The 22,586-nt window shown below is 60.7% G+C and carries 22 protein-coding genes; 20 read left to right on the top strand and 2 right to left on the bottom strand.

From position 1 onward, the window contains the following. Positions 1–3: 3 nt before the first annotated feature. The 19 genes from AOP6_RS02915 to AOP6_RS02825 all read left to right on the top strand — a co-directional run bounded on the left by AOP6_RS02915 (position 4) and on the right by AOP6_RS02825 (position 20,070). Positions 4–1,167 (top strand): type IV pilus twitching motility protein PilT, encoded by a 1,164-nt coding sequence (locus tag AOP6_RS02915; RefSeq protein ID WP_155875137.1) that lies wholly within the window; start codon positions 4–6, stop codon positions 1,165–1,167. After that, positions 1,154–1,612: a regulatory protein RecX gene (locus AOP6_RS02910; RefSeq protein ID WP_155875136.1), complete on the top strand. Its 459-nt coding sequence runs from the start codon at positions 1,154–1,156 to the stop codon at positions 1,610–1,612. Before AOP6_RS02915 ends, AOP6_RS02910 begins: the two co-directional genes overlap by 14 nt. A gap of 13 nt (positions 1,613–1,625) precedes the next feature. Then, positions 1,626–4,268 carry an alanine--tRNA ligase gene (gene alaS / locus AOP6_RS02905; RefSeq protein ID WP_155877610.1) on the top strand — a complete coding sequence of 881 codons (2,643 nt, stop codon included), beginning with the start codon at positions 1,626–1,628 and terminating at the stop codon, positions 4,266–4,268. A gap of 28 nt (positions 4,269–4,296) precedes the next feature. Further along, positions 4,297–4,641, top strand: coding sequence for a cupin domain-containing protein (locus AOP6_RS02900; protein ID WP_155875135.1), 345 nt, complete (start codon positions 4,297–4,299; stop codon positions 4,639–4,641). A gap of 18 nt (positions 4,642–4,659) precedes the next feature. Beyond that, complete coding sequence (locus AOP6_RS02895) at positions 4,660–5,775, top strand: response regulator (RefSeq protein WP_225897336.1); 1,116 nt, start codon at positions 4,660–4,662, stop codon at positions 5,773–5,775. 154 nt (positions 5,776–5,929) lie between these two features. Next, on the top strand, positions 5,930–6,460 hold the full coding sequence (gene hslV / locus AOP6_RS02890; protein ID WP_155875134.1) for an ATP-dependent protease subunit HslV: 531 nt from the start codon (positions 5,930–5,932) through the stop codon (positions 6,458–6,460). Next, a complete protein-coding gene (gene hslU / locus AOP6_RS02885; protein ID WP_155875133.1) occupies positions 6,457–7,782 on the top strand; it encodes an ATP-dependent protease ATPase subunit HslU in 1,326 nt (441 codons plus the stop codon). The genes hslV and hslU overlap by 4 nt, the downstream gene beginning before the upstream one ends. A gap of 46 nt (positions 7,783–7,828) precedes the next feature. Beyond that, on the top strand, positions 7,829–8,719 hold the full coding sequence (argB, locus tag AOP6_RS02880) for an acetylglutamate kinase (RefSeq protein WP_155877607.1): 891 nt from the start codon (positions 7,829–7,831) through the stop codon (positions 8,717–8,719). After that, positions 8,716–9,909, top strand: coding sequence for an acetylornithine transaminase (locus AOP6_RS02875; protein WP_155875132.1), 1,194 nt, complete (start codon positions 8,716–8,718; stop codon positions 9,907–9,909). Before argB ends, AOP6_RS02875 begins: the two co-directional genes overlap by 4 nt. Positions 9,910–9,965: 56 nt before the next feature. Then, on the top strand, positions 9,966–10,874 hold the full coding sequence (gene argF, locus AOP6_RS02870) for an ornithine carbamoyltransferase (RefSeq protein ID WP_155875131.1): 909 nt from the start codon (positions 9,966–9,968) through the stop codon (positions 10,872–10,874). A 20-nt stretch (positions 10,875–10,894) separates the two neighbouring features. After that, positions 10,895–11,638: an RDD family protein gene (locus AOP6_RS15245; RefSeq protein ID WP_155875130.1), complete on the top strand. Its 744-nt coding sequence runs from the start codon at positions 10,895–10,897 to the stop codon at positions 11,636–11,638. Between the two features lie 74 nt (positions 11,639–11,712). Beyond that, positions 11,713–12,933 (top strand): argininosuccinate synthase, encoded by a 1,221-nt coding sequence (locus AOP6_RS02860; protein ID WP_155875129.1) that lies wholly within the window; start codon positions 11,713–11,715, stop codon positions 12,931–12,933. 74 nt (positions 12,934–13,007) lie between these two features. After that, positions 13,008–13,502, top strand: coding sequence for an NUDIX domain-containing protein (locus AOP6_RS02855; protein ID WP_155875128.1), 495 nt, complete (start codon positions 13,008–13,010; stop codon positions 13,500–13,502). Positions 13,503–13,516: 14 nt separating this feature from the next. Further along, positions 13,517–14,644 (top strand): hypothetical protein, encoded by a 1,128-nt coding sequence (locus AOP6_RS02850; RefSeq protein ID WP_155875127.1) that lies wholly within the window; start codon positions 13,517–13,519, stop codon positions 14,642–14,644. Between the two features lie 59 nt (positions 14,645–14,703). After that, positions 14,704–16,083 carry an argininosuccinate lyase gene (gene argH / locus AOP6_RS02845; RefSeq protein WP_155877606.1) on the top strand — a complete coding sequence of 460 codons (1,380 nt, stop codon included), beginning with the start codon at positions 14,704–14,706 and terminating at the stop codon, positions 16,081–16,083. A 5-nt stretch (positions 16,084–16,088) separates the two neighbouring features. Further along, on the top strand, positions 16,089–16,856 hold the full coding sequence (locus tag AOP6_RS02840; protein WP_155875126.1) for a hypothetical protein: 768 nt from the start codon (positions 16,089–16,091) through the stop codon (positions 16,854–16,856). Between the two features lie 155 nt (positions 16,857–17,011). Continuing rightward, positions 17,012–17,887, top strand: a complete 876-nt coding sequence (gene dapA, locus AOP6_RS02835) for a 4-hydroxy-tetrahydrodipicolinate synthase (protein ID WP_155875125.1) — start codon at positions 17,012–17,014, stop codon at positions 17,885–17,887. A 41-nt stretch (positions 17,888–17,928) separates the two neighbouring features. Beyond that, complete coding sequence (dapB, locus tag AOP6_RS02830) at positions 17,929–18,732, top strand: 4-hydroxy-tetrahydrodipicolinate reductase (RefSeq protein ID WP_155875124.1); 804 nt, start codon at positions 17,929–17,931, stop codon at positions 18,730–18,732. Positions 18,733–18,834: 102 nt separating this feature from the next. Continuing rightward, positions 18,835–20,070 carry an LL-diaminopimelate aminotransferase gene (locus AOP6_RS02825; protein WP_155875123.1) on the top strand — a complete coding sequence of 412 codons (1,236 nt, stop codon included), beginning with the start codon at positions 18,835–18,837 and terminating at the stop codon, positions 20,068–20,070. 72 nt (positions 20,071–20,142) lie between these two features. On the opposite strand, the gene AOP6_RS02820 is transcribed toward AOP6_RS02825, so the two are convergent. Beyond that, positions 20,143–20,478 (bottom strand): YegP family protein, encoded by a 336-nt coding sequence (locus AOP6_RS02820; protein WP_155875122.1) that lies wholly within the window; start codon positions 20,476–20,478, stop codon positions 20,143–20,145. Positions 20,479–20,673: 195 nt separating this feature from the next. On the opposite strand from AOP6_RS02820, the gene AOP6_RS02815 reads away from it, so the two are divergent. Then, positions 20,674–21,294: a cytochrome c3 family protein gene (locus tag AOP6_RS02815; protein WP_155875121.1), complete on the top strand. Its 621-nt coding sequence runs from the start codon at positions 20,674–20,676 to the stop codon at positions 21,292–21,294. Positions 21,295–21,380: 86 nt separating this feature from the next. Here AOP6_RS02815 and AOP6_RS02810 read toward each other — a convergent pair whose 3' ends face one another. Next, on the bottom strand, positions 21,381–22,421 hold the full coding sequence (locus tag AOP6_RS02810) for a cytochrome-c peroxidase (RefSeq protein WP_155875120.1): 1,041 nt from the start codon (positions 22,419–22,421) through the stop codon (positions 21,381–21,383). Positions 22,422–22,586: the final 165 nt, after the last annotated feature.

Here is a 22,586-nt window from a genome sequence, read left to right as displayed (position 1 = left end):
GGTATGGAACTGAACGAAATCCTGGCCGTGGCCATGAAGGCCAGAGCCTCCGACATTCACATCAAGGCGGGGCTGCCTCCTATCTACCGCATCGACGGCAGTCTGCGTCCGCATCCGAAGGTGGCCCGTATCGAGCCGGAGACCACCAGGAAGATGGCGCTGGAGATCATGAACGAGCGCCAGCGCGCCCACTTCGAAGAGATGCACGAGCTCGACCTATCCTACGGCGTACCGGGATTGGGGCGCTTCCGCGTCAATGTCTTTGCCCAGCGCGGTTCTGTCTCCATGGTTCTTCGTTCCATTCCCTACGACGTCAAGGATATGGACGAACTTCAGCTGCCGCCGGTACTCAAAAAGCTGGCGATGGAACCCCGCGGCCTCGTTCTGGTCACTGGCACCACCGGCTCGGGCAAGTCGACCACCCTGGCTTCGATGATCGACCATATCAATGCCCACCGGACGGCGCACATCATCACCATTGAGGATCCCATCGAGTACCTGCACCGTGACAAGAAGAGTATCATCAACCAGCGCGAAATCGGCCTGGACACGGTGAGCTTCGATGTCGCCCTCAAAAGCGCCCTGCGCCAGGATCCCGACGTCATCCTGGTCGGCGAAATGCGCGACTACGAGACCATCGAAACCGCCCTGACCGCCGCCGAGACGGGGCATCTGGTGCTGTCTACCCTGCACACCCTTGACGCCCCCGAGACGATCAACCGCATTGTCGGCGCCTTCCCCCCGTACCAGCAGCGACAGATTCGCCTGCAGTTGGCCGCGATTCTGAAGGGGGTCGTCTCCCAGCGTCTGGTCCCCCGGGCCGACGGCAAAGGGCGAGTGCCGGCCGTGGAAGTCATGGTTTCCACCGCCCGCGTGCGCGAACTCATCGACGACAAGGAAAAGACGAAGCTGCTACGGGACACCATTCAGCAGGGCTACGTTTCCTACGGCATGCAGACCTTCGACCAGTCCCTCATGGGACTGCTGCAGCGCAAGCTCATCACCTACGACGAAGCGCTGCGGCAGAGCTCCAATCCCGACGATTTCAAACTCAAGCTTTCGGGCATCTCCAGCACCTCCGACCTGACCTGGGACGCCTTTGAGAAAGGGGGGGGCGAGAAGTCGGCCGAGGGCTCCGGGGATTCCATCGAAATTGAGCGGTTCTGAGGCCATGGCCGCCGCCCTGCGGCTGCTGGCCTTAAGGGGGCGCAGCGAAGAGGAACTGCGGGGGAAACTGCGACGCAAAGAATTCTCCGAGCAGGACATCGCCGCCTGCCTGGAGCGCTGCCGTCAGTTGGGCTATCTCGACGATGAACGCTTTGCCGAAGAGCGGGCTCGCCTGCTGCTCAGCCAGGGGCGGGCGACGGGCAAGCGCCTGCTCCTCGAACTGCAGCGCCTCGGCATCGAGGAAGGTCTGGCCCGCCAGGCTCTTGAGACGGCCCGCACGGAACACGATGAAATGGGGCTGTTGACAGACCTGCTCGACAGACGTTTCCCCCAGTTTGACTACCAGAGCGCAGATGACCGGCAGCGTCGCCGGGTGATTCATTATTTCATGCGCCGCGGCTTCACCTTCACCGACGTGATGGCCGCGGTCCAAAAGAAAGGGTAAGACAGATTCCATGATAACCGGCAACGACATTCGCGCCCGCTTTCTCAAGTTTTTCGAGGACCGCGGCCATACGGTGGTCTCTTCCTCCTCCCTGGTTCCCCACAACGATCCGACCCTCCTCTTCACCAACGCCGGGATGAACCAGTTCAAGGATCTTTTTCTCGGCCGCGAGAAACGCCCCTACGTGCGGGCCGCTTCCTCGCAGAAATGCGTGCGTGCCGGCGGCAAGCACAACGACCTCGAAAACGTCGGCCGCACCGCCCGCCACCACACTTTCTTCGAAATGCTCGGCAACTTCTCCTTCGGCGATTATTTCAAGAAAGAAGCCATCGCCTTCGCCTGGGAATTCCTCACCGTCGACCTGAAGCTGGACAAAAGCCGCCTCTACGTCACCGTCTTCACCGATGATGACGAGGCCGCCGACATCTGGCACGAGCAGGAAGGTGTACCGCGGGAGCGCATCTATCGTTTCGGTGAGAAGGATAACTTCTGGTCCATGGGGGACACCGGCCCCTGCGGCCCCTGCAGCGAGATTTTCTGGGACAACGGCCCCGAAGTCGGCTGCGGCAGTCCCGACTGTGCCGTGGGCTGCGACTGCGACCGTTACATGGAGATCTGGAACAACGTCTTCATGCAGTTCGACCGCAGCGCCGACGGCACCCTCACTCCCCTGCCGAAACCTTCCGTCGACACCGGCATGGGTCTGGAGCGCATCACCACGGTCATGCAGGGGGTCAAATCCAACTACGACACCGACCTGCTGCGCACCCTCATCGCCTACGTCGAAGACCTTGCCGGCAAACGCTATGGTGCCGTCACGAGCGACGATGTCTCCATGCGGGTCATCGCTGACCACAGCCGAGCCACCGCCTTTCTCATCGCCGACGGGGTGCTGCCCAGCAACGAGGGACGCGGCTACGTGCTGCGCCGTATCATGCGCCGGGCCATGCGCCACGCCAAGATGCTCGGCTTTCAGGAGCCCATGCTCTACCGCACCGCCCAGCGGGTCATGGAGCAGATGCAGGGCGCCTACCCCGAACTGGCGGAGCGCCGTGACTATGTCGCCAAGGTCGTCCTCAACGAGGAGGAGCGCTTCATGCAGACCCTCGACAACGGCCTGCGCATCCTCAACGAGGCGGTAGAGAAGCTGAAGAAACAGGGCGCGACCGTCTTGCCCGGCGACGTCGTCTTTCAACTCTACGACACCTTCGGCTTCCCTGTTGATCTGACCGCCGATATCGTCGAAGCCGAACACTTCACCCTCGATGAGGCAGGTTTTGAAGCCTGCATGGAAAAACAGCGGCAGAAGGCGCGGGAGCATTGGAAAGGCTCGGGCGAGGAAGCCATTGCGGCCATCTACCGCCAACTGGTCGAAGAAGGGATGCGCTGCGAATTCACCGGCTACGGTGCCCTCACCGATTACGGTACCATTCTGGCCATCCTCAAGGACGGCCAGCGCCTTGAAGAAGCCCGGGAAGGGGAAGAAGTGGAAATCATCACCAGCGTCACCCCCTTCTACGGCGAATCCGGCGGCCAGGTGGGCGACCGCGGCGAGATCAGCACCGGTCTGGGCCATGGTCAGATCCTTGACGCCCGCAAACCGATAGCGGAACTGACCGTTCATCAGGTGCGCGTCCTCTCGGGGACCCTGCGCCAGGGCGACGCCGCCGATCTCAAGGTCGACGGCGACATCCGCCAGGCCACGGCCCTTAACCACTCCGCCACCCATATCCTGCAGGCCGTGCTGGTCGACATCCTCGGCGACCACATCAAGCAGGCCGGCTCCCTCGTCACCCCCGAGCGACTGCGCTTCGACTTCATCCACTTCTCCCCGCTGAGCAAAGATGAGCTCCTGCGGGTCGAGCGTGAGGTCAACCGCCGCATCCGCGAAAACCAGAAAATCGAAACCCGGGAGATGGCTCACCAGGAGGCCGTATCCGCTGGTGCCACCGCCCTCTTCGGTGAGAAATACGGTGACACCGTACGCGTGGTCCGCGTCGGCGAGTTCAGCATGGAGCTGTGCGGCGGCACCCATGCCCAGGCCGCCGGTGACATCGGCCTCTTCAAGATTCTGCAGGAGAGCGGCATCGCCGCCGGAGTGCGCCGTATCGAGGCTGTCACCGGTCCGCGAGCGCTGGAGGCCGTCCAGCAGCAGGAGGAATATCTCGACAGCCTGGCCACTCTGGTCAAGAGCAACCGCGATCAGCTGGCCAAGCGGGTACAAAAGCTGCTGGAGCAGCAGAAAGTGCTGGAGCGCGAACTCGAATCCCTGCAGGGCCGCCTGCAGTCAGGGCAAGCCGACCAGCTTCTGGGGCAGGTCAAAGAGGTGGCTGGCGTCAGGCTGCTGGCGACCCGCGTCGCCGCCATGGATGGCAAGACCCTGCGGGAGCTCGCCGATCAATTGCGCGACAAACTACAGTCAGGTGTCCTGGCTTTGGGCTGCGACTACGAAGGCAAAGCCAATCTGCTGGTCGCCGTAACCAAGGATCTCAGCGGGCGACTCCATGCCGGCCAGCTTATAAAGGCCCTGGCCGAAAAGGTCGGTGGCAAGGGAGGTGGCCGTCCCGACCTGGCCCAGGCTGGCGGCAGCCAACCGGAAAACCTGGAAGCGGCTCTTAATGACGTCGAGGCCCTGGTGGCCGAGGCTTTGAAGTAATCACCCTCTCATTGCACAGGAGAGCCCCATGCAAGGGACTATTGTACAAACGCGAGAACAGGCGAGCTACCCCCACCCCAAGCACGACGGCTTCACGCTGCGGGACGTGGTCACGGCCGCCCTCAATCCTGCCCTGTCGGTGCATCGAGGGGAAATTGCCCCCGGCGGCGAAATCTTCCCCCATACCCATGACGGGCAGACCGAAACGTTTTATATCCTCTCCGGCGAGGCGTTGTGCACCATGGGTGAAAAAAAGACCGTCGTCGGCGCTGGCAGCTGCTGCGTGGCACCGTCGGGCGTTGCCCATGGCCTCAAAAACAACGGCAGCGAACCGGTGGAACTGTTAGCCCTTTTCACCCCTCCCTTGAAATAACGAGTCGTGGAGAAGGCTGTGGATTCAGGCAAAAGCCACTCTTTCCATCCTGGAACTGCCGGACGCGGCATCCTGGTCGTCGATGACGAACGCGTCATCCGGGACATGTGTGCCATGGTCCTGGACGGATACCAGGTCTTCATGGCGGCCGACGGCCTTGAGGCCCTGGATATTCTGGAGAGGGAAAAGGTCGATGTCATCCTGACCGACGTCATGATGCCGAATATGAATGGTCTTGACCTGCTGGAAGCGATCAAGAAAAAAGATCCCAACAAGGCCGTCGTGGTCATGACCGGTTACAGCGAGAAGAACATCATCCTGCGGGCCCTTAAAGCCAACGCCGATGATTTCATCAGCAAGCCGATCAACATGCTGCAGCTCAAGACTACCTTGGACAATGTCCTGGAGAAAAAGGCTCTCAAGGAGGAGCTGCTTCACCTCAAACGCATGGACCGGCTCAAGTCCGACTTTCTCGGTCTGGTCTCCCACAAACTCAAGACACCGGCCACCGCCATCTCCCTGTTCATCCAGAACCTCGCTCACGGTTCACTGGACAAGTCGGATCCCGGTTTCTCCGACACGCTCACCCTCATCCTGGAAGAGTCGGAATACCTGGCCACCCTTATTCAGGATCTGCTTACCTATAGCGATGTCATTCTCCAGGATGGCCCGCCGACTTTGACGCGGTGCAACCTTAAAGACCTGGCCCTGGGTGTCTTTCATCAGCTCAAGTATGCTTCCCAGCGCAAAGGCATAGCCCTCAGCGAACATATTGAGGGTGACTTCCCCGACATGGAACTGGATCGGGAGCGGCTTATTTTCGCCATCCGGGCCCTGCTGGATAACGCCATAAAATTCACGGCAACGGGAGGGGCCATCACCCTGAGCGGTCAAGCAGGACCCGACCAGCTGGTGTTGAAAATCGTGGACAATGGCGAGGGGATATCCCGGGAGAATCTGCCCAAAATTTTTGAAAAATTCTACCAGGTGGACCCGTCCCACGCCGGTCAGATCCGGGGATTCGGCCTGGGCCTTCACTACGCGCGGGAATTTGTCCAGGCCCATCAGGGGACAATCCAGATCGAGAGCCGGCCGGGGATCGGCACCACAGCCACCCTGACCTTTCCTCGCTGATGACGACAAACATGCTGCCGCCGCAGTCTTCATACGCCTTTGCGATGGGGTCTGTGGGGGCATTTTTCTTTTTTTGCCCTGGCCTCTGTGTTATATTCGCGCTATTTTCTCCTGTGAGAAAACCTTACTGGAGCCCTGGTGCAAAGGAGACCCCATGTTTCGCGGAACAACGATTGTCTGTGTCAGAAAAGACGGTGACGTCGCCCTCGCCGGCGACGGGCAGGTGACCCTGGGCAATACCGTCATGAAACACGGCGCCCGCAAAATCCGACGCATGTACAACGAGCAGATTCTGGCCGGTTTTGCCGGCAGCACCGCCGACGCCTTCACCCTCTTTGAAAAATTCGAGGCCAAGCTGCAGGAGTACCGCGGCAACCTGCCGCGCGCCGCCGTCTCCCTGGCCAAGGATTGGCGTACCGACCGCATACTGCGCCGCCTTGAAGCCCTGCTCATCGTGGCGGACAAGGAGACTACCCTGGTTCTTTCCGGGGCGGGTGATGTGATCGAGCCCGACGACGGCGTTGCCGCCATCGGTTCCGGCGGCGCCTTCGCCCAGTCGGCGGCCCGCGCCCTGGTGGCCCACTCGTCCCTTCCCGCCCGCCAGATTGTCGAGGAAGCCATGAAAATAGCGGCGGGTATCTGTATTTACACCAACGACCAGATCCTCATCGAGTCTCTGTCATGACAAACTTCACGCCAAGAGAAATCGTTTCCGAACTGGACCGCTACATCGTCGGCCAGAAGAACGCCAAGCGCGCCGTGGCCGTCGCCCTGCGCAACCGCTGGCGCCGCCAGCAGGTCGCCAACGACCTGCGCGAAGAGATCACCCCCAAGAACATTATCATGATCGGCCCCACCGGCGTCGGCAAGACCGAGATCGCCCGCCGCCTGGCCAGGCTGGCCCAGGCCCCTTTCGTCAAGGTGGAAGCCAGCAAGTTTACCGAGGTGGGTTACGTCGGCCGTGACGTCGAAAGCATGGTGCGCGACCTCCTCGATCTGGCCATCATCATGGTCAAGGAAGAAGAAGCGCAGAAGGTGCGGGTCAAGGCCGAAGACCTCGCCGAAGAACGCCTGCTCGACCTGCTCCTGCCCGGCGAACCCGTTTCGACGGAAACAGGCGAGAGCAAAGAGTCAACCCGGGACAAGCTGCGCAAGCTGCTGCGCAAAGGGGCTCTCAACGAGCGCTTCGTTGAACTGGAGACCCAGGAAGCCAAGATGCCGGCCATGAACGTCCTCACCCCACCCGGCGCCGAGGATATGGGGATCAATCTCAAGGAGATGTTCGGCAACCTCTTCCCCAAGAAGACCAAGCGCACCCGCATGAAGGTGGCCGACGCCCGCGAAATCCTCATCGAGACGGAAGCCGAAAAGCTGGTGGACATGGACAAGGTGCAGACGCTCGCCCGCGAACGCACCGAACAGAGCGGCATCATCTTCATAGACGAGATCGACAAAATTGCCAGCCGCGAAGGTGGCCACGGCCCCGAGATCTCCCGTGAAGGCGTGCAGCGCGACATCCTGCCTATCGTCGAGGGGAGCAGCATCAACACCAAGTACGGTCCGGTCAAGACCGACCACATCCTCTTTATCGCCGCCGGCGCCTTTCATGTCGCCAAGCCCTCGGATCTCATTCCCGAACTGCAGGGACGTTTTCCCATCCGCGTCGAACTGGACAGCCTCGGCGAAGAAGAGTTCGTCCAGATTCTTACCGAGCCGAAGAACGCCTTGACCCGCCAGTACTGCGCGCTGATGGCGACGGAGAGTATCGACCTGATCATCCATGAGGATGCCGTGCGCGAGATTGCCCGCACCGCCCGCATAGTCAATGAACGCACGGAGAACATCGGCGCCAGACGCCTGCACACCATCATGGAAAAACTGCTGGAGGAACTCTCCTTCGACGCCCCGGAGCGCTCTATCAAACGGGTGGAGATCGATGCCGCCTACGTCCGCAGCGTCCTCGCCGACATCGTCGAGGATGAAGACCTCAGCAGATACATACTCTAGTCCCGCCTTTCACGGAGGGCATCGACGGATGCCGGGAGAACCGACCATGCAGGAGATCATCGACAAGGCCAATGTGCTGATGGAGGCGCTGCCTTACATCAAGCGATTCCGCAACAAGACCATCGTCATCAAGTACGGCGGCAACGCCATGGTGGAAGAGCGACTGAAGGAGGGCTTCGCCCGCGACGTCATCCTCATGAAATACATCGGGCTCAACCCCGTCGTCGTCCACGGCGGCGGCCCGCAGATCGGCCAGGTCCTCAAGGAGATGGGTCGGGAGACCCGCTTCGTGCAGGGTATGCGGGTAACGGACGCGGCGACCATGGACGTGGTGGAGATGGTACTGGGCGGCAAGGTCAACAAGGAGATCGTCGGCAACATCAATCGCCATGGCGGCCAGGCCGTGGGCCTCTCCGGAAAGGATGGCCACTTCATCCGGGCCCGCAAACTGGAGATGAAGGCCATCAATCCCGACACCCTGACGCCGGAGATCATCGATGTCGGCCTGGTCGGTGAAGTCGAACATGTCAACCCGGCCATTATCATGGCCCTGGAGGACAACAACTTCATCCCCGTCATTGCGCCTATCGGCGTCGGTCTGGGCGGCGAGACCTACAACATCAACGCCGACCTGGTGGCCGGCAAGGTCGCCGGCGCCCTGCGCGCCGAAAAGCTCATCCTCCTTACCGATGTCGAGGGGGTCAAGGACAAGCAGGGACGTCTCATCTCGACCATCGACATCGACCGTGTGCCTGACCTCATCAATGACGGCACCATCTCCGGCGGCATGATCCCCAAGGTCAACTGCTGCATCGACGCCGTCGAGGAAGGGGTGACCAAAACCCACATCATCGACGGCCGCATGGAGCACGCCTGCCTGCTGGAAATCTTCACCGACAAGGGAATCGGCACCGCTATCGCGAGGTTCAACTCATGAGCATTTCACAGCACTGGATCGATCGCGGCAATGCCCACATTGCCAAGACCTACGGCCGCTATCCCATCGTCGCCGTTCGCGGCGAAGGCTGCCGGCTTTTTGACGCCGACGGCAAAACCTATCTCGACTTCGTCGCCGGTGTCGCTGTCAACAATCTCGGTCACTGCCATCCCAAGGTGGTGGAAGCCCTCACCGAGCAGGCCAAGCGGCTGCTGCACTGCTCCAACTACTACCACATCCCCCAGCAGATCGAGCTGGCGGAGCTGCTGTGCACGCATTCCTTCGGCGACCGCGTCTTTTTCTGCAACTCGGGGGCCGAGGCCAATGAAGCCGCGATCAAGCTGGCCCGTAAATACAGCGCCGACCGCTCCGGCGAGAACCGTTTCGAGGTCATTACCGCCCTCGCCTCCTTTCACGGCCGCACCCTCGGCACCATCAGCGCCACAGGCCAGGACAAGATCAAGGCCGGCTTCGCCCCCATCCTGCCCGGCTTCAAGTATGTCCCCTTCGGCGACATCGATGCCCTGCGCGCGGCCGTGTCGCCCCAGACCTGCGCCATCATGCTGGAACCCGTGCAGGGGGAAGGCGGCGTCAACGTGCCGCCGCCGGGCTACCTCAAGGCCGTGCGTGAATTCTGTGACAGGATGGGGCTGCTCCTGATTTTCGACGAGGTTCAGGTCGGCTGCGGCCGCACCGGCACCCTCTTCGCCTATGAGCATGACGGTGTCGAGCCCGACATCATGACCCTGGCCAAGGCTCTGGCCGGCGGCCCTCCCATCGGCGCCATGGTCGCGCGGGAAGAAGTCGCCGAATCCTTCGGCCCCGGCACCCACGGCTCCACCTTCGGCGGCAATCCCCTCATGTCTGCCGCCGGCGTCGCCGCCATGCGCGCCACCCTGGAAGACGGCGTCCTTGAAAACTGCCAGGTCATGGGACAGTACTTGTATCAACGACTGCTGGATCTGAAAGAACGCTTCGACTTTGTCACCGAGGTGCGCGGGCGCGGCCTGATTCTCGGCATGGAGCTGACCATCGACGGTGCCGACATCGTCAATCGCGCCATGGCCAAGGGGCTGCTCATCAACTGCACCGTCGGCAAGGTACTGCGCTTCGTGCCGCCGCTGATCGTCACCCAGGCCGAAATCGACGAGGCCATCGACATTCTGGCCGGCATATTGATGGAAGTGTAGGAGAGGGGGCTGATGTGCCCGCCCGACTTTGATTCCTTTATCCCAGGAGTAGCACCGTGAAAAAAGACTTTCTGGCTCTCACCGACTGGAGCCGCGATGAACTTGACCGTATATTTGACCTGACCCGTGAGCTCAAGGCTAAACAGAAGCGCGGCGAGGAACATCACCTCCTCAAGGGCAAGACCCTGGGAATGGTTTTTGAGAAAAGCTCTACCCGCACCCGGGTTTCCTTCGAAGTGGGCATGTACCAGCTCGGCGGCCATGCCCTCTTTCTGCACTCGGGCACCACGCAGCTCGGCCGCGGTGAACCGATCAAGGATACCGCCCGCGTCATGTCCCGCTACGTCGACGGTATCATGATCCGTACTTTTTCTCAGGCCGGTGTTGAAGAGCTGGCGCGCTGGTCGGACATTCCCATCATCAATGGCCTGACCGACAGCTATCATCCCTGCCAGATCATGGCCGACCTCTTCACGGTCATTGAACACAAGGGGCACTACCAGGATCTGAGCTACTGCTGGATTGGCGACGGCAACAACATGGCGCACAGCTGGATCAACGCCGCCGCCGTCTTCGGCTTCGAGCTGCGGGTCGCCACGCCCAAAGGCTACGAACCCGATGCCGAAGTCGTGGCCCGGGCCAAAGAACTCGGCGCCAATATTCTTTACACCCACGACCCCCTGGAGGCCGCTCACGGCGCCCAGGTCCTCAACACCGATGTCTGGGCCAGCATGGGCCAGGAGGCCGAGCAGAAAGAGCGGGAGCAGGCCTTCGTCGGCTTTCAGCTCAATGACGAAGTGGTGGCGGCTGCCGCCTCCGACTGCATCGTGCTGCACTGTCTGCCGGCCCACCGCGGCGAGGAGATCACCGACTCCGTCATCGAAGGGCCCCATTCGGTGGTCTTTGACGAAGCCGAGAATCGTCTGCATGTGCAGAAGGCCATCATGGCCACCCTCATGGCCTGAAACTCTATCCTGGAGATCCCATGAACATCCGCTGCCCCCACTGCGATTTTTCCCGTAACGTGGACCCTGCCAAGGTTCCCGCCGGCACCACCCGGGTAACCTGTCCCCAGTGTCGACAAGTCTTCACCTTCAACCCGGCCACGGACAGGGCTGCCCAGACGGCGCCCCCGCCCCCATCAGAGCAGACGGTTTGTCCGGCCTGTGGACTGCAGCAGCCGACCGGTGACTCCTGCGAGGGCTGCGGCATCATCTACGAGAAATGGCAGCGCCGTCAGCACGAACTGGGGCAGAATCCTCTCTCGACCGAGACAGCCTCTGAACCCACGGCGGCGGAGCTTCCCAAAGCCGGCTTCTGGGTGCGCGTCGTCGCTTCCGTGGTCGATTCGATTCTGGTCACTGTCGTACAGATGGTGCTCGGCTTTATCCTCGGGCTAACGGCCGGCCTGGCCGGCGGCGATCTCTCCGGCGAAGGGAATGTGATGCTGGGCCTGACCACCGGGCTGTTCGGCATGGTGCTGGCTGTAGCCTACTACGTCTTCTTCACGGGCTACTGCGGACAGACGCCGGGCAAAATGGCGGTGCGCATCAAGGTCATCCGCACCGATGGCGCCAACATCGGCTACGGCTCCGCCCTGCTGCGGGAGACCATCGGCAAAGGGATCTCTACCATCCTGTTCGGCATCGGCTACCTCATGGTGGCTTTCGATTCACAAAAACAGGGGCTGCACGATAAAATCGCCAGCACCTATGTTATAAAGTTGTAGAAACCAGGAGATAAGGCACGGCAACGACTTGGCCTTTGTGCCTCGCATCCCACTCATCAAACCAGGAGATATTCATGTCCAAGAAGAGCACCGTCAAAAAAGTCGTCCTCGCCTATTCCGGCGGCCTGGACACCTCCATCATTCTCAAATGGCTCACCGAGGAGTACGATTGCGAAGTCGTGGCCTACTCCGCCGATCTCGGCCAGGGGGAAGAGCTTGACCATATCCCCGAGAAAGCCAAAAAGACCGGTGCCAGCAGCTGCCATATTCTTGACCTCAAAGAAGAATTCGCCCGCGACTTCGTCTTCCCCATGTTCCGCGCCAACGCCATCTACGAAGGGCGCTACTTCCTCGGCACCTCCATCGCCCGGCCGCTGATTGCCAAGGCGCAGATGGAGATCGCCGCCAAGGAAGGCGCCGACGCCGTCTCCCACGGCGCCACCGGCAAGGGCAACGACCAGGTGCGCTTCGAAATCGCCTACTACCACTTCGATCCGGCCATCAAGGTCATCGCCCCCTGGCGCGAGTGGGACATGAAGAGCCGCACCGCCCTGGAGGACTACGCCAAGAAGCACGGCATTCCCGTGCCCACCAGCAAGAAGTTCCCCTGGAGCTCTGACCGCAACCTGCTGCACATTTCCTTTGAAGGGGACATTCTGGAGAATCCCTGGGCCGAGGCGCCCGAAGAGATGTACGTGCTGACCAAGCGCCCCGAAGACGCTCCCGACCAGCCGGAATATGTCGAGATCGAGTTCGAAAAGGGGGATGCCGTCGCCGTCAATGGCGAGCGCCTTTCTCCGGCCAAGCTGATGGCCAGGCTCAATGAGATCGGCGGCAAACACGGCATCGGCCGCGTCGACCTCATGGAGAACCGCTTTGTCGGCATGAAGAGTCGCGGCGTCTACGAGACCCCGGGCGGCACCATCCTCGAAGAGGCCCATCGCGCCGTCGAGTCCATCACCATGGACCGCGAAGTCATGCACCTGCGTGACTCCCTGGTCCCCCAGTATGCCAGCATGATCTACAACGGCTTCTGGTTCGCTCCCGAACGCATTGCCCTGCAGACGATGATTGACCAGACCCAGCAGACCGTCAACGGCAAGGCCCGCATCAAGCTCTACAAGGGGCACTGCCGCACCGTCGGCCGCGACTCGGCCAGCGACAGCCTGTTCAATGTCGACTTCGCCACCTTCGAGGCAGACGATGTCTACAACCAGGCCGACGCCGAGGGCTTCATCAAGCTCAACGCCCTGCGCCTGCGCATCGCCGCCATTCAGCGTCAGAACAAAAAGTAAGGTGTCAGGGGTGAGGGGTAAGGCGAAAAGGTCTTGCTCCTCACCCCTCACGCGTCACACCTCACGGAACCCCAATGGAATTCGCCAAACAGCCCCAGATCAAGACCTCGGTGGTCGCCTGCATCATCGATGAGCAGGAACGCATTCTGCTCACCCGCCGCTGCATCGAGCCGTTCTGCAGCCAGTGGGTGATGCCCGGGGGAAAGATCGACCATGGCGAACCGATCCTGGAGGCCCTGCACCGGGAGGTGCAGGAAGAGGTCGGCATCGCGGTGCGGGTCGAGGGGCTCATTGATGTCTTTGAACGCCTGGGCATCGGGGAGCGCAACGATCACTTCATCATCCTCTACTATCGCTGCGCGCCGCTGACCTTCGAGCTGCAGCCCAACGGCAGCGAATGCACGGAAGCCCGCTGGGTCGGGCGTGAGGACCTGTCGGCGCTGAGCATTCCGGCCGGCACCCGGCATATCCTGGGCAAGATCTATCCCGGCCTCTTTCCCGAGGCGCAGGCGCCACCGATCGGCGCCATCGAAAACGAGATTCCCGGCGGCACCTTCCCTTCGCCCTGACCTGAAAGCCGGCCATGTTCCGCATCGTCGAGAAAAATCTGTCGGTCGAATTCCCCTGGGGGCACCATCTGCACTGCATGGTCTGCCAGCTGCCCACCTGGCTGTCCCGAAAGGAGCACCTGTGCCGGCTGACCGAACCCACGACCAGCTGGGAGATGGTCCGCTCGGTGCTGGAAATGGTGGCCGCGGGTGAAGGCAACCTCAAGAAACTCCATTTTCTGCTCTTTCCCGAATCCACGGTACCGGCCGAGCGGGTAGAGGAAGCGCTGGACCTCATCCGCCACCGCTTTCACAACAACACGGTGACCATGTTCGGGGTAGAGCACACGACGCTGGCCCATTATCGAGAGGTGCTCGAAAGATATCGGGAGGACAACGCCGAGGCGCTGGCCCAGGTGCTCGAAGATATCGATGCGGGAGACGTGGAGCAGCTGCCGGCCAATTGGGCGGTCATCGCCGTCAAGGAGGCCGACGGCAAAGTCCGGGTCTTTCTCGAAGCCAAGAGCCACCCTTACTTCGCCGAGGAGAACCCCGACGCCCTGCATGACCTCTATCGCGGCAAGGTCTTTCCTCTGTTTCACTGCCACCCCAACCCCTTCAACTTCATGGCCCTGATCTGCTTCGACTACATCTACCGCACCATCTACCGGTCGAACATCAGCGTCCTGATCGACAAGGCCAACGAACTCTTTTTTCAGACGCGCCAGCGTCTCGACCTGCTGGCGGTCCTCGAGTGCAACCCCAAGCCCGAACACCGCGCCTTTCGCGACGTGGTCAACGGCTACTACGGCGAGTACCTGTCGCAGCATCCCGGCGTGCGCGACTCGATCACCGTCTTTTGCAACACTTCGGACGAGACCACGGGTAGCGGCAGCACTCCCGAGGCCACCTTCGGGCGCTCCTCGGTCATCATCCATGAGAATCACAAGATGAAACAGAAACAGTTCGCCGAGTTCGAGACCGACGACTTCGGCGGTCTCCCCGTCTGCCGCATGCGCTTCGGTACCGGCACCCGCCTCTACTACTTCAACCTGCCGGTCTTCCATGAGCTCGATCCGCGCACCACCCGGGTTCCGCTCCGGGTGCACAGCATTTTTCAGCTCGACGGCAGCCAGGGCTGGCAGCGTGTTTTCAGCGAATAACGGTTCAACCTGAGACGGTCCTTATGGGCCGCCATGAAACCTTGAAATGGAGCACAGACATCATGAGTGAAAAACCCTGGGCCGGGCGCTTTACCCAGCCCACCGACAAATTTGTGGAAGAGTTCACCGCCTCCATCGATTTCGACAAACGCATGTACCGCTACGATATCCAGGGCTCCATCGCCCACGCCCGCATGCTGGCCCGTCAGGGCATCATCGGCGCCGAGGACGCCGAGCAGATCATCAGCGGCCTGGAGAGCATCCTGACCGACATCGAAGGGGGCAACTTCGAATTCAAGGTTTCCCTGGAAGACATCCATATGAACATCGAGGCTCGCCTTATCGAGCGCATCGGCGCCGTCGGCGGCAAGCTGCACACGGCCCGCTCCCGCAATGACCAGGTGGCCCTGGACGTGCGCCTCTACCTGCGTGACGAGCTCAAGGAGATCCTGGGCTACCTGCGCCGCCTGCAGGAATCGCTGCTGCAGCAGGCTGAAAAGAACCTCGCCGTCATCATGCCCGGCTATACCCATCTGCAGACGGCGCAGCCGGTGCTCTTTTCCCATCACATGCTCGCCTATTACGAGATGATCAAGCGCGACGCCGGCCGCTTCGCCGACGTGCTCAAGCGCCTTAACGTGCTCCCCTTGGGGGCTGGGGCCCTGGCCGGCACCACCTTCCCTATCGACCGCGAATTCGTCGCCGAGCAGCTCGGCTTCGACGGCGTCACGCGCAACAGCCTCGATTCGGTCTCCGATCGCGATTTCGCCCTGGAGTTCTGCGCTGCCAGCGCCATCCTGATGATGCACCTCTCCCGCCTGTCGGAAGAGCTCATCCTCTGGTCTTCCGCCGACTTCCACTTCATCGAGCTCACCGACGCTTTCTGCACCGGCAGCAGCATCATGCCGCAGAAGAAGAACCCCGACGTTCCCGAGCTGGTGCGCGGCAAGACCGGCCGCGTCTACGGCAACCTCATCAGCTTGCTGACCCTGATGAAATCCCTGCCGCTGGCCTACAACAAGGATATGCAGGAAGACAAGGAGCCCCTCTTCGACACCATCGACACCATCAAGGGGAGCCTGAAGATCTTCGCCGACATGATCGCCGAAATGAAGGTGCAGGCCGAGAACATGCGGGTGGCCGCCGCCCGCGGTTTTTCTACCGCCACCGATGTGGCCGACTACGTTGTGCGCAAGGGTCTACCCTTCCGTCAGGCCCACGAGGTGGTAGGCAAGACGGTGCGCTACTGCATCGAGCACGGCAAGGACATCCCCGAGCTTTCCCTTGAGGAATTCCGCCAGTTCTCGGAACTGATCGGCAAGGACATCTACGACTTCGTGACCCTGGAGGCCTCCGTCAACGCCCGCCGCGCCACCGGCGGCACCGCCCGTGAAGCGGTGGAGCGCGAGATCGCCCGCGCCCGCCAGGAACTGGTCTGACCCCGATGAAGACGCTGCGTTGCCTTGGCCTGACTGCCCTGACGCTGATAGTCCTGCTGACTGGCTGCGGCAAAAAGGGACCGGTGCGTCCCCTGGAGCTGCCCCTGCCGGCCGCCCCGACCAACGTCAGTCTGCAGCAGCGGGGAGAATCCCTGCGGCTCTCCTGGGAGGCGCCGACTGCGAACCAGAACGGCACCCCCCTCACCGATCTGCAGGGTTTCCGCCTCTTCCGCCTGCCCTTTGTCCCCGGGCAGGAATGCCCGGAATGCCGCGATCTTTCCGTGCTGCTGACGGAGATCGACCTCGATTATCCGCAGGGAATCATGCGGGAAGGCAACCGCCTGACCTATGTGGACGATTTCGTGCAGGCAGAGACCGGCTACCGCTACCGCATCGTCCCCTTTACCGAGGCCGGCCGCGAAGGCGCCCCGACCACCCTGAGCGGCATCGTCTACCCGGTGCCGCCGGCTCCCGGTGGATTGACGGCCGAAGGGCTGGACCGTCTCGTGCGCCTGCAGTGGGAAGCGCCGGTTCTTGACAGCAGCCAGGGGCAAGTGGTCGGTTATCGCCTTTATCGTCACGCCGACCCCGCCCAGGTCGCGGCCTCCCCGCTCAATCGTCAACCTCTGACCGAGCCCCGCTTCGAAGACTTCGGCCGCGACAACGGCACGCCCCTGACCTATGCCGTCAGTCTCATCGTCCGGCAGCAGGCCACCGAGGTCGAAAGCGCCCTCTCGGAAAAAGTGACGGTAACGCCGGAATCGGGGTTTTAGAAGGGCTCTTTGACTTTGCCCAATAGGTATGTTAAGGATATTGACTGCTTTTCAGAACAGCATTATAAAGCTTTGGGCGTCGAGTTCCGCCTCAAAACAGGCTGTGAACCCGCCCCCATTATCCGTTTAAATCTGCTTTAACGAAGGAGAAAACTATGTTCAAAGGCTCCATGGTCGCCATCATCACCCCTTTCGACAAGAACGGGAATGTCGATGAAGAAAAGTACCGCCAGCTCATCGAATTCCAGATCGAGAATGGCACCGACGTCATCGTGCCCTGCGGCACCACCGGCGAATCGGCCACCCTCGACTACAAGGAACATGACCGCGTCATCCAGGTCTGCATCGAGCAGGTCGCCAAGCGCGTCCCCGTCATCGCCGGCACCGGTTCCAACTCTACCAACGAGGCTATCGAGCTTTCCCAGCACGCCAAGGAAATGGGCGCCGACGGCGTTCTTCTCGTCTCGCCCTACTACAACAAGCCCTCGCAGGAAGGTCTCTTCCAGCATTATAAAGCCATCGCCGAGGCCGTCAGTCTGCCGCAGGTGCTCTACAATGTCCCCGGCCGCACCGGCATGAACATGGAGGCGAAGACCACCATCCGCCTGGCCGAGTTCGCCAATATCGTTGCCATCAAGGAAGCCTCCGGCAACGTAACCCAGGCCAGCGAAATCCTCGACAAGGCCGGCGACAAGATCGACGTCCTCTCCGGCGACGACTTTCTCACCCTGCCGCTGATGGCCTGCGGCGCCAAAGGCGTCATCTCCGTCACCGCCAACATCATGCCCAGGGAAGTCAAGGCCATGGTCACCGCCGTGCAACAGGGCCAATGGGACGAAGCCCGCAAGATGCACCTGAAGATGCTCGATATCCATAACGCCATGTTCATCGATTCCAATCCGGTGCCGGTCAAAACCGCCGCCAACCTCATGGGCAAATGCGGCGCCGAAGTCCGCCTGCCCCTGGTGCCCATGCAGGGGGCCAAGCTCGACACGCTGAAGTCGGTGATGAAGGGCTATGGCCTGATTTGAACATTCCAATTGGGCCCCACCGGGCCCCGTACGAGGACAAAATGACTAAAGTTGCTGTTACCGGAGCGGCCGGACGCATGGGGGGCCGCATCATCACCGCTATCAAGGAAGCGGCTGGCATGGAACTGGCCGGAGCCGCCGAACGCGCCGGACACCCCATGGTCGGCCACGACGCCGGCCTGGTCAGTGGTTGCGGCCAACTGGGCGTCGCCATCGCCGACAGCCTCGAGTCCGCTCTGGCCGAAGCCGATGTGCTCATCGACTTCACCTTCCCCGAAGTCACCCTGGAGAATATCGCCGTCTGCGCCCGCCTCGGCAAGAGCATCGTCATCGGCTCTACCGGCTTTACCCCCGAGCAGCGCGCAAAGGTCCAGGAGTTTGCGAGAACCATCCCGGTGGTGCTGGCTCCGAACATGAGTGTTGGCGTCAATGCCTGCTTCAAGCTGCTCAAGGAGACGGCCAAAATTCTGGGTGACGGCTTCGACGTCGAGATTGTCGAACTGCATCATAACAAGAAAAAAGACTCCCCTTCCGGCACCGCCGTGCGCATGGGTGAAGTGGTCGCCGAGGCCCTCGGACGCGACTACAACCAGGTCGCCAACTATCACCGCGAGGGGATGTGCGGCGAGCGCAGCAAGGAAGAGATCGGCATGCAGACGGTACGCGGCGGCGACATCGTCGGCGAGCACACCGTCTATTTTATCGGCATGGGAGAACGCATCGAGATCACCCACCGCGCCATGAGCCGGGACATGTTCGCCCGCGGGGCTGTGCGCGCCGCCGGCTGGCTCGGTGACAAACCGGCCGGCATGTATGACATGCAGGATGTGCTGGAACTGAAATAAGCGTTTCGGGCAGAGGCGCACTTCATGGCGCCTTTGGCTCGCTCTTCAACCCATAATTCAGGGCGCGATATATCGCGCCCCTACCATTTTTGGAGGAATGCAATGGCTCATATCAACGATCACTATCTGAAACTCAAGGCCGGCTATCTCTTTCCTGAGATCGGCCGCCGCGTGCGTGAATTCACTACCGCTAATCCCGAGGCCAAAGTCATCCGTCTCGGCATCGGCGACGTCACCCGACCTTTGGCGCCCGCCGTGCTCAAGGCTTTTCACGAGGCCATCGACGATCTCGGTACCACCGAAAATTTCCATGGCTACGGTCCCGAGCAGGGCTACGACTGGCTCATCAACACCATCATCGACAAGAGTTACAAGCCCCTTGGTGTTGAGCTGAAGACCTCCGAGATGTTCATCTCCGACGGCTCCAAATGCGACTGCGCCAACATCCTCGACATCTTCGCCCTCGACAACAAGGTGGCTATCGGCGATCCCGTCTATCCGGTCTACAACGACACCAACGTCATGGTCGGCCGTACCGGCGAAGCCGATGAGAAGGGCTACTACAAGGGCATCGTCTACATGCCTTTCACCGAGGCCAACAACTTCATCCCCGACCTGCCCAAAGAGAAGGTCGATATCATCTACCTGTGCTTCCCCAACAACCCCACCGGCACCGTGGCCAGTAAGGAAGAATTGCAGAAATGGGTCGACTACGCCAACGCCAACGACGCCGTCATCTTTTACGACGCCGCCTATGAGGCCTTCATCACCACTCCCGGCATCCCCCACTCCATCTACGAAATCGAGGGCGCCAAAAAGTGCGCCATCGAGTTCCGTTCTTTCTCTAAAACCGCCGGGTTCACTGGCGTGCGCTGCGGTCTGGTCGTCGTCCCCGAAGCGGTCATGGGCACCACCGAGCAGGGTGAGAAGTACTCTTTTAATAAACTGTGGAACCGCCGCACCAGCACCAAGTTCAATGGCGCTTCCTATCCGGTGCAGCGCGCCGCCGCCGCCGTCTACTCAGAGGAAGGCTGGCAGCAGACCAAAGAAATCATCGACTACTACATGGATAACGCCCGCATCATTCGCGAGGGTCTCCAGGCCGCCGGCATCGCCTGCTACGGCGGCGTCGACGCCCCCTACATCTGGCTGAAGACGCCGGCCGGGCTGTCCTCCTGGGACTTCTTCGACAAACTCCTGCAGGAATGCCACGTGGTCGGCACCCCCGGTTCCGGCTTCGGGCCGAGCGGTGAAGGCTACTTCCGCCTCAGCGCCTTCGGCGATAAGGACAAGGTCATCGAAGCGGTGGATCGGATCAAAAAGAAGTGGGGTAAATAAAACGAAGAAGGGCGGCTGATCAAGCCGCCCTTCTTCGTTTAGACTGATACCATGGAGGTTATATAAAGGGAATTACGCGGTAATATCGTCGACCTTGGCGTCGGGGGCATTTTTGCTTACCGAGGCAATGCCGTTCTCCATGGCCGCCTTGGAGGAATAGTATTCGCTGCGCCCGACCTCCTGGCCATTGGTCGCCTTGAGGATGAAATAGGGCTCGCCCTTGGCGTTCTCCCTGACTTCAAAAGCCCCTTCGCGCACGGCGTTTTTACGCACCGACTCGATGCCATTCTCCGCGCTGGCTTTGGTCTTGTACAGCTCACTCGTTAAAATTACCTGCCCGTTGCTTGCCTTCAGGTTGAACATGAACTGCCCGTCCTTTGCTTTCTTCAGTTCGAACTTCCCGGCCATAACAATCTCCTCTCTGGTGGGTTGCCAAAAAACATGCATACCTAAAGCCATACCTAAATATGTCTCTATATCTGACAATTTCAAGCCTCGCGGGAAAAAATAAGGATATCTTTACCCCAGGTTGATTACAACAGTCACCGTGATATGGTTAAAAGGCTTCACCTATTCATTTCACCATGAGCAAAGGAGAGAACGATGAAGACAGTCATCACCTGGTGTATGGTATTTTTAATGGCAACCCTGCTGAGCGCCTGCTCCAAGGAATCAACGCCTCCGGAAGAAACAGCCAAACCCGCCGCCGAAACCGGTACGGTCAGCGAGGAAGCCAAGGAAGCGGCAGCTGAAGTGAAGGAAGCCGCGGCCGTCGCGGTCGACGCAGCCAAGACGGAAGCCGAAGAACAGGCTCAGGCCGCCAAGGAAGCCACTTCAGAGATGGTGGAAAAAGCCAAAACCACGACCGACCAGGCTGTAGATGCCGTCAAAGAGCAGACCGCTGACGTCGTGGAAGAGACGAAAGAGACGGCTGAAGTGGCGGCCAGCGCCACTCAGGCCAAGGTCGCGGAAACGGCGGCCGCTGTAGAAAAAGCCGCCACACCCGAATCCCCAGGCGTAGTCGTCTATGAAGCCAGCATGGGTAAGGTCACTTTCAACCACGCGGACCATGGCAGTCGCCTTAGCTGCGACAAGTGTCACCCTACCGACCCGCCGAGGATGGTAAAAATCGACAAGGACATCGCCCACACGCTGTGCACGGGCTGCCATAAGGCTAGTGGTGGCAACGCTCCTACCTCCTGCACCGCCTGCCACGTCAAATAAATTGCTTTTTCCGCAGAAAAAAGCCCGCCCTTTCGATGAAAGGGCGGGCTTTCTGTTTATGTGGCCAAGAATTGACCGACCTGGACTTATTGCAGAATCGGCCTCGGTGTCTTGCCTGTACTCACCGGCAACAACGGATAGACGATCTCCGGCTGGATGCCATTGAGGGTCTCCATGAAGGTCACCAGCAGCTTTTCATCCCCAGGAGTGAGGGAAATCCCCAGTTGGGAGGAACCCATGATGCTGGTGGCTTCCTGCAGACTCCAGACCTTGCCCGAGTGGAAATAAGGCGCCGTCAGCGCCACATTACGCAGCGAAGGAGCGCGAAAGACGTACGCGTCGCTGGCCGTGTTGGTCACCTGGAAGCGGCCTTTGTCATCGGCCGACATGACTTCGCTCCCCGGCTTTTCCACGACCCCGAAAGGGAAGTAGCCGCTGCCGCCCACATTGACGCCATCATGGCATCCAGCGCAACCCTTGTTGATGAACAAATCCAGTCCCGCCTTCTCCTGGTCCGTCAGCGCGGCAGCATCTCCGCGCAGATAGCTATCGAAGGGGGCCGGGGTCAGCAAAAGGGCCTCAAAAACCTCAATGGCCCTGGCGACGTTGTCGAAGGTCAGCGGGGATTTTTCACCGGGAAAAGCCTTGGCGAAGCGGTCGACATACTCGGGCATGCTGTTAAGGGTTTCGAGCACCCGCTCGGGGGTGTTGTTCATCTCCACGGAGGCCTGCACCGGGCCTTTGGCCTGTTCGGCCAGATCTTTGGCGCGGCCGTCCCAAAACTGGGCCGAGTTGAAGACGGCGTTCATGACGGTGGGGGCGTTGCGCGGCCCTTTCTGCCAGTTATGCCCGACAGAGGTCTCCTGCAGGTCCCCACCAGCCAGACCGACATTATGACAGGTGTTGCAACTGATCAACTGGGAGGCAGACAGCCGCGGATCGAAAAACAGCATTTTGCCCAACTCCAGCTTAGCTGGAGTCGCCGGATTTCCCTCGATGGCCGGCGGCTCGGTGGGCAGCGGTTTGAAAATCGTCTGGCTGAGGCTCAGGAGACTATCGGAAGCGGCATAGGCAGGACCGACAGGAAGGAACAAGGCGGCAGCGAGCAAAGCAATCAATCGGGTCATGGGTTTCTCTCCTTTTTAAATAGGGATTCCGAAAGGGTGTTCTCCCCGGCTCTATGCCACAATATAGCAGGTGTTTGGGGTTTTGCCATGGCGTCACCACCGAAACCCGGGGAAAACCCGGTGGGCAGGGAATGAACCAGTTTAAGCAGCCCCCCAGATCTGCCT

It is taken from the genome of Desulfuromonas sp. AOP6, assembly GCF_009731355.2.
Taxonomy (GTDB): Bacteria; Desulfobacterota; Desulfuromonadia; order Desulfuromonadales; family SZUA-540; genus SZUA-540.
This window is presented reverse-complemented; position numbering and strand designations above follow the sequence as displayed.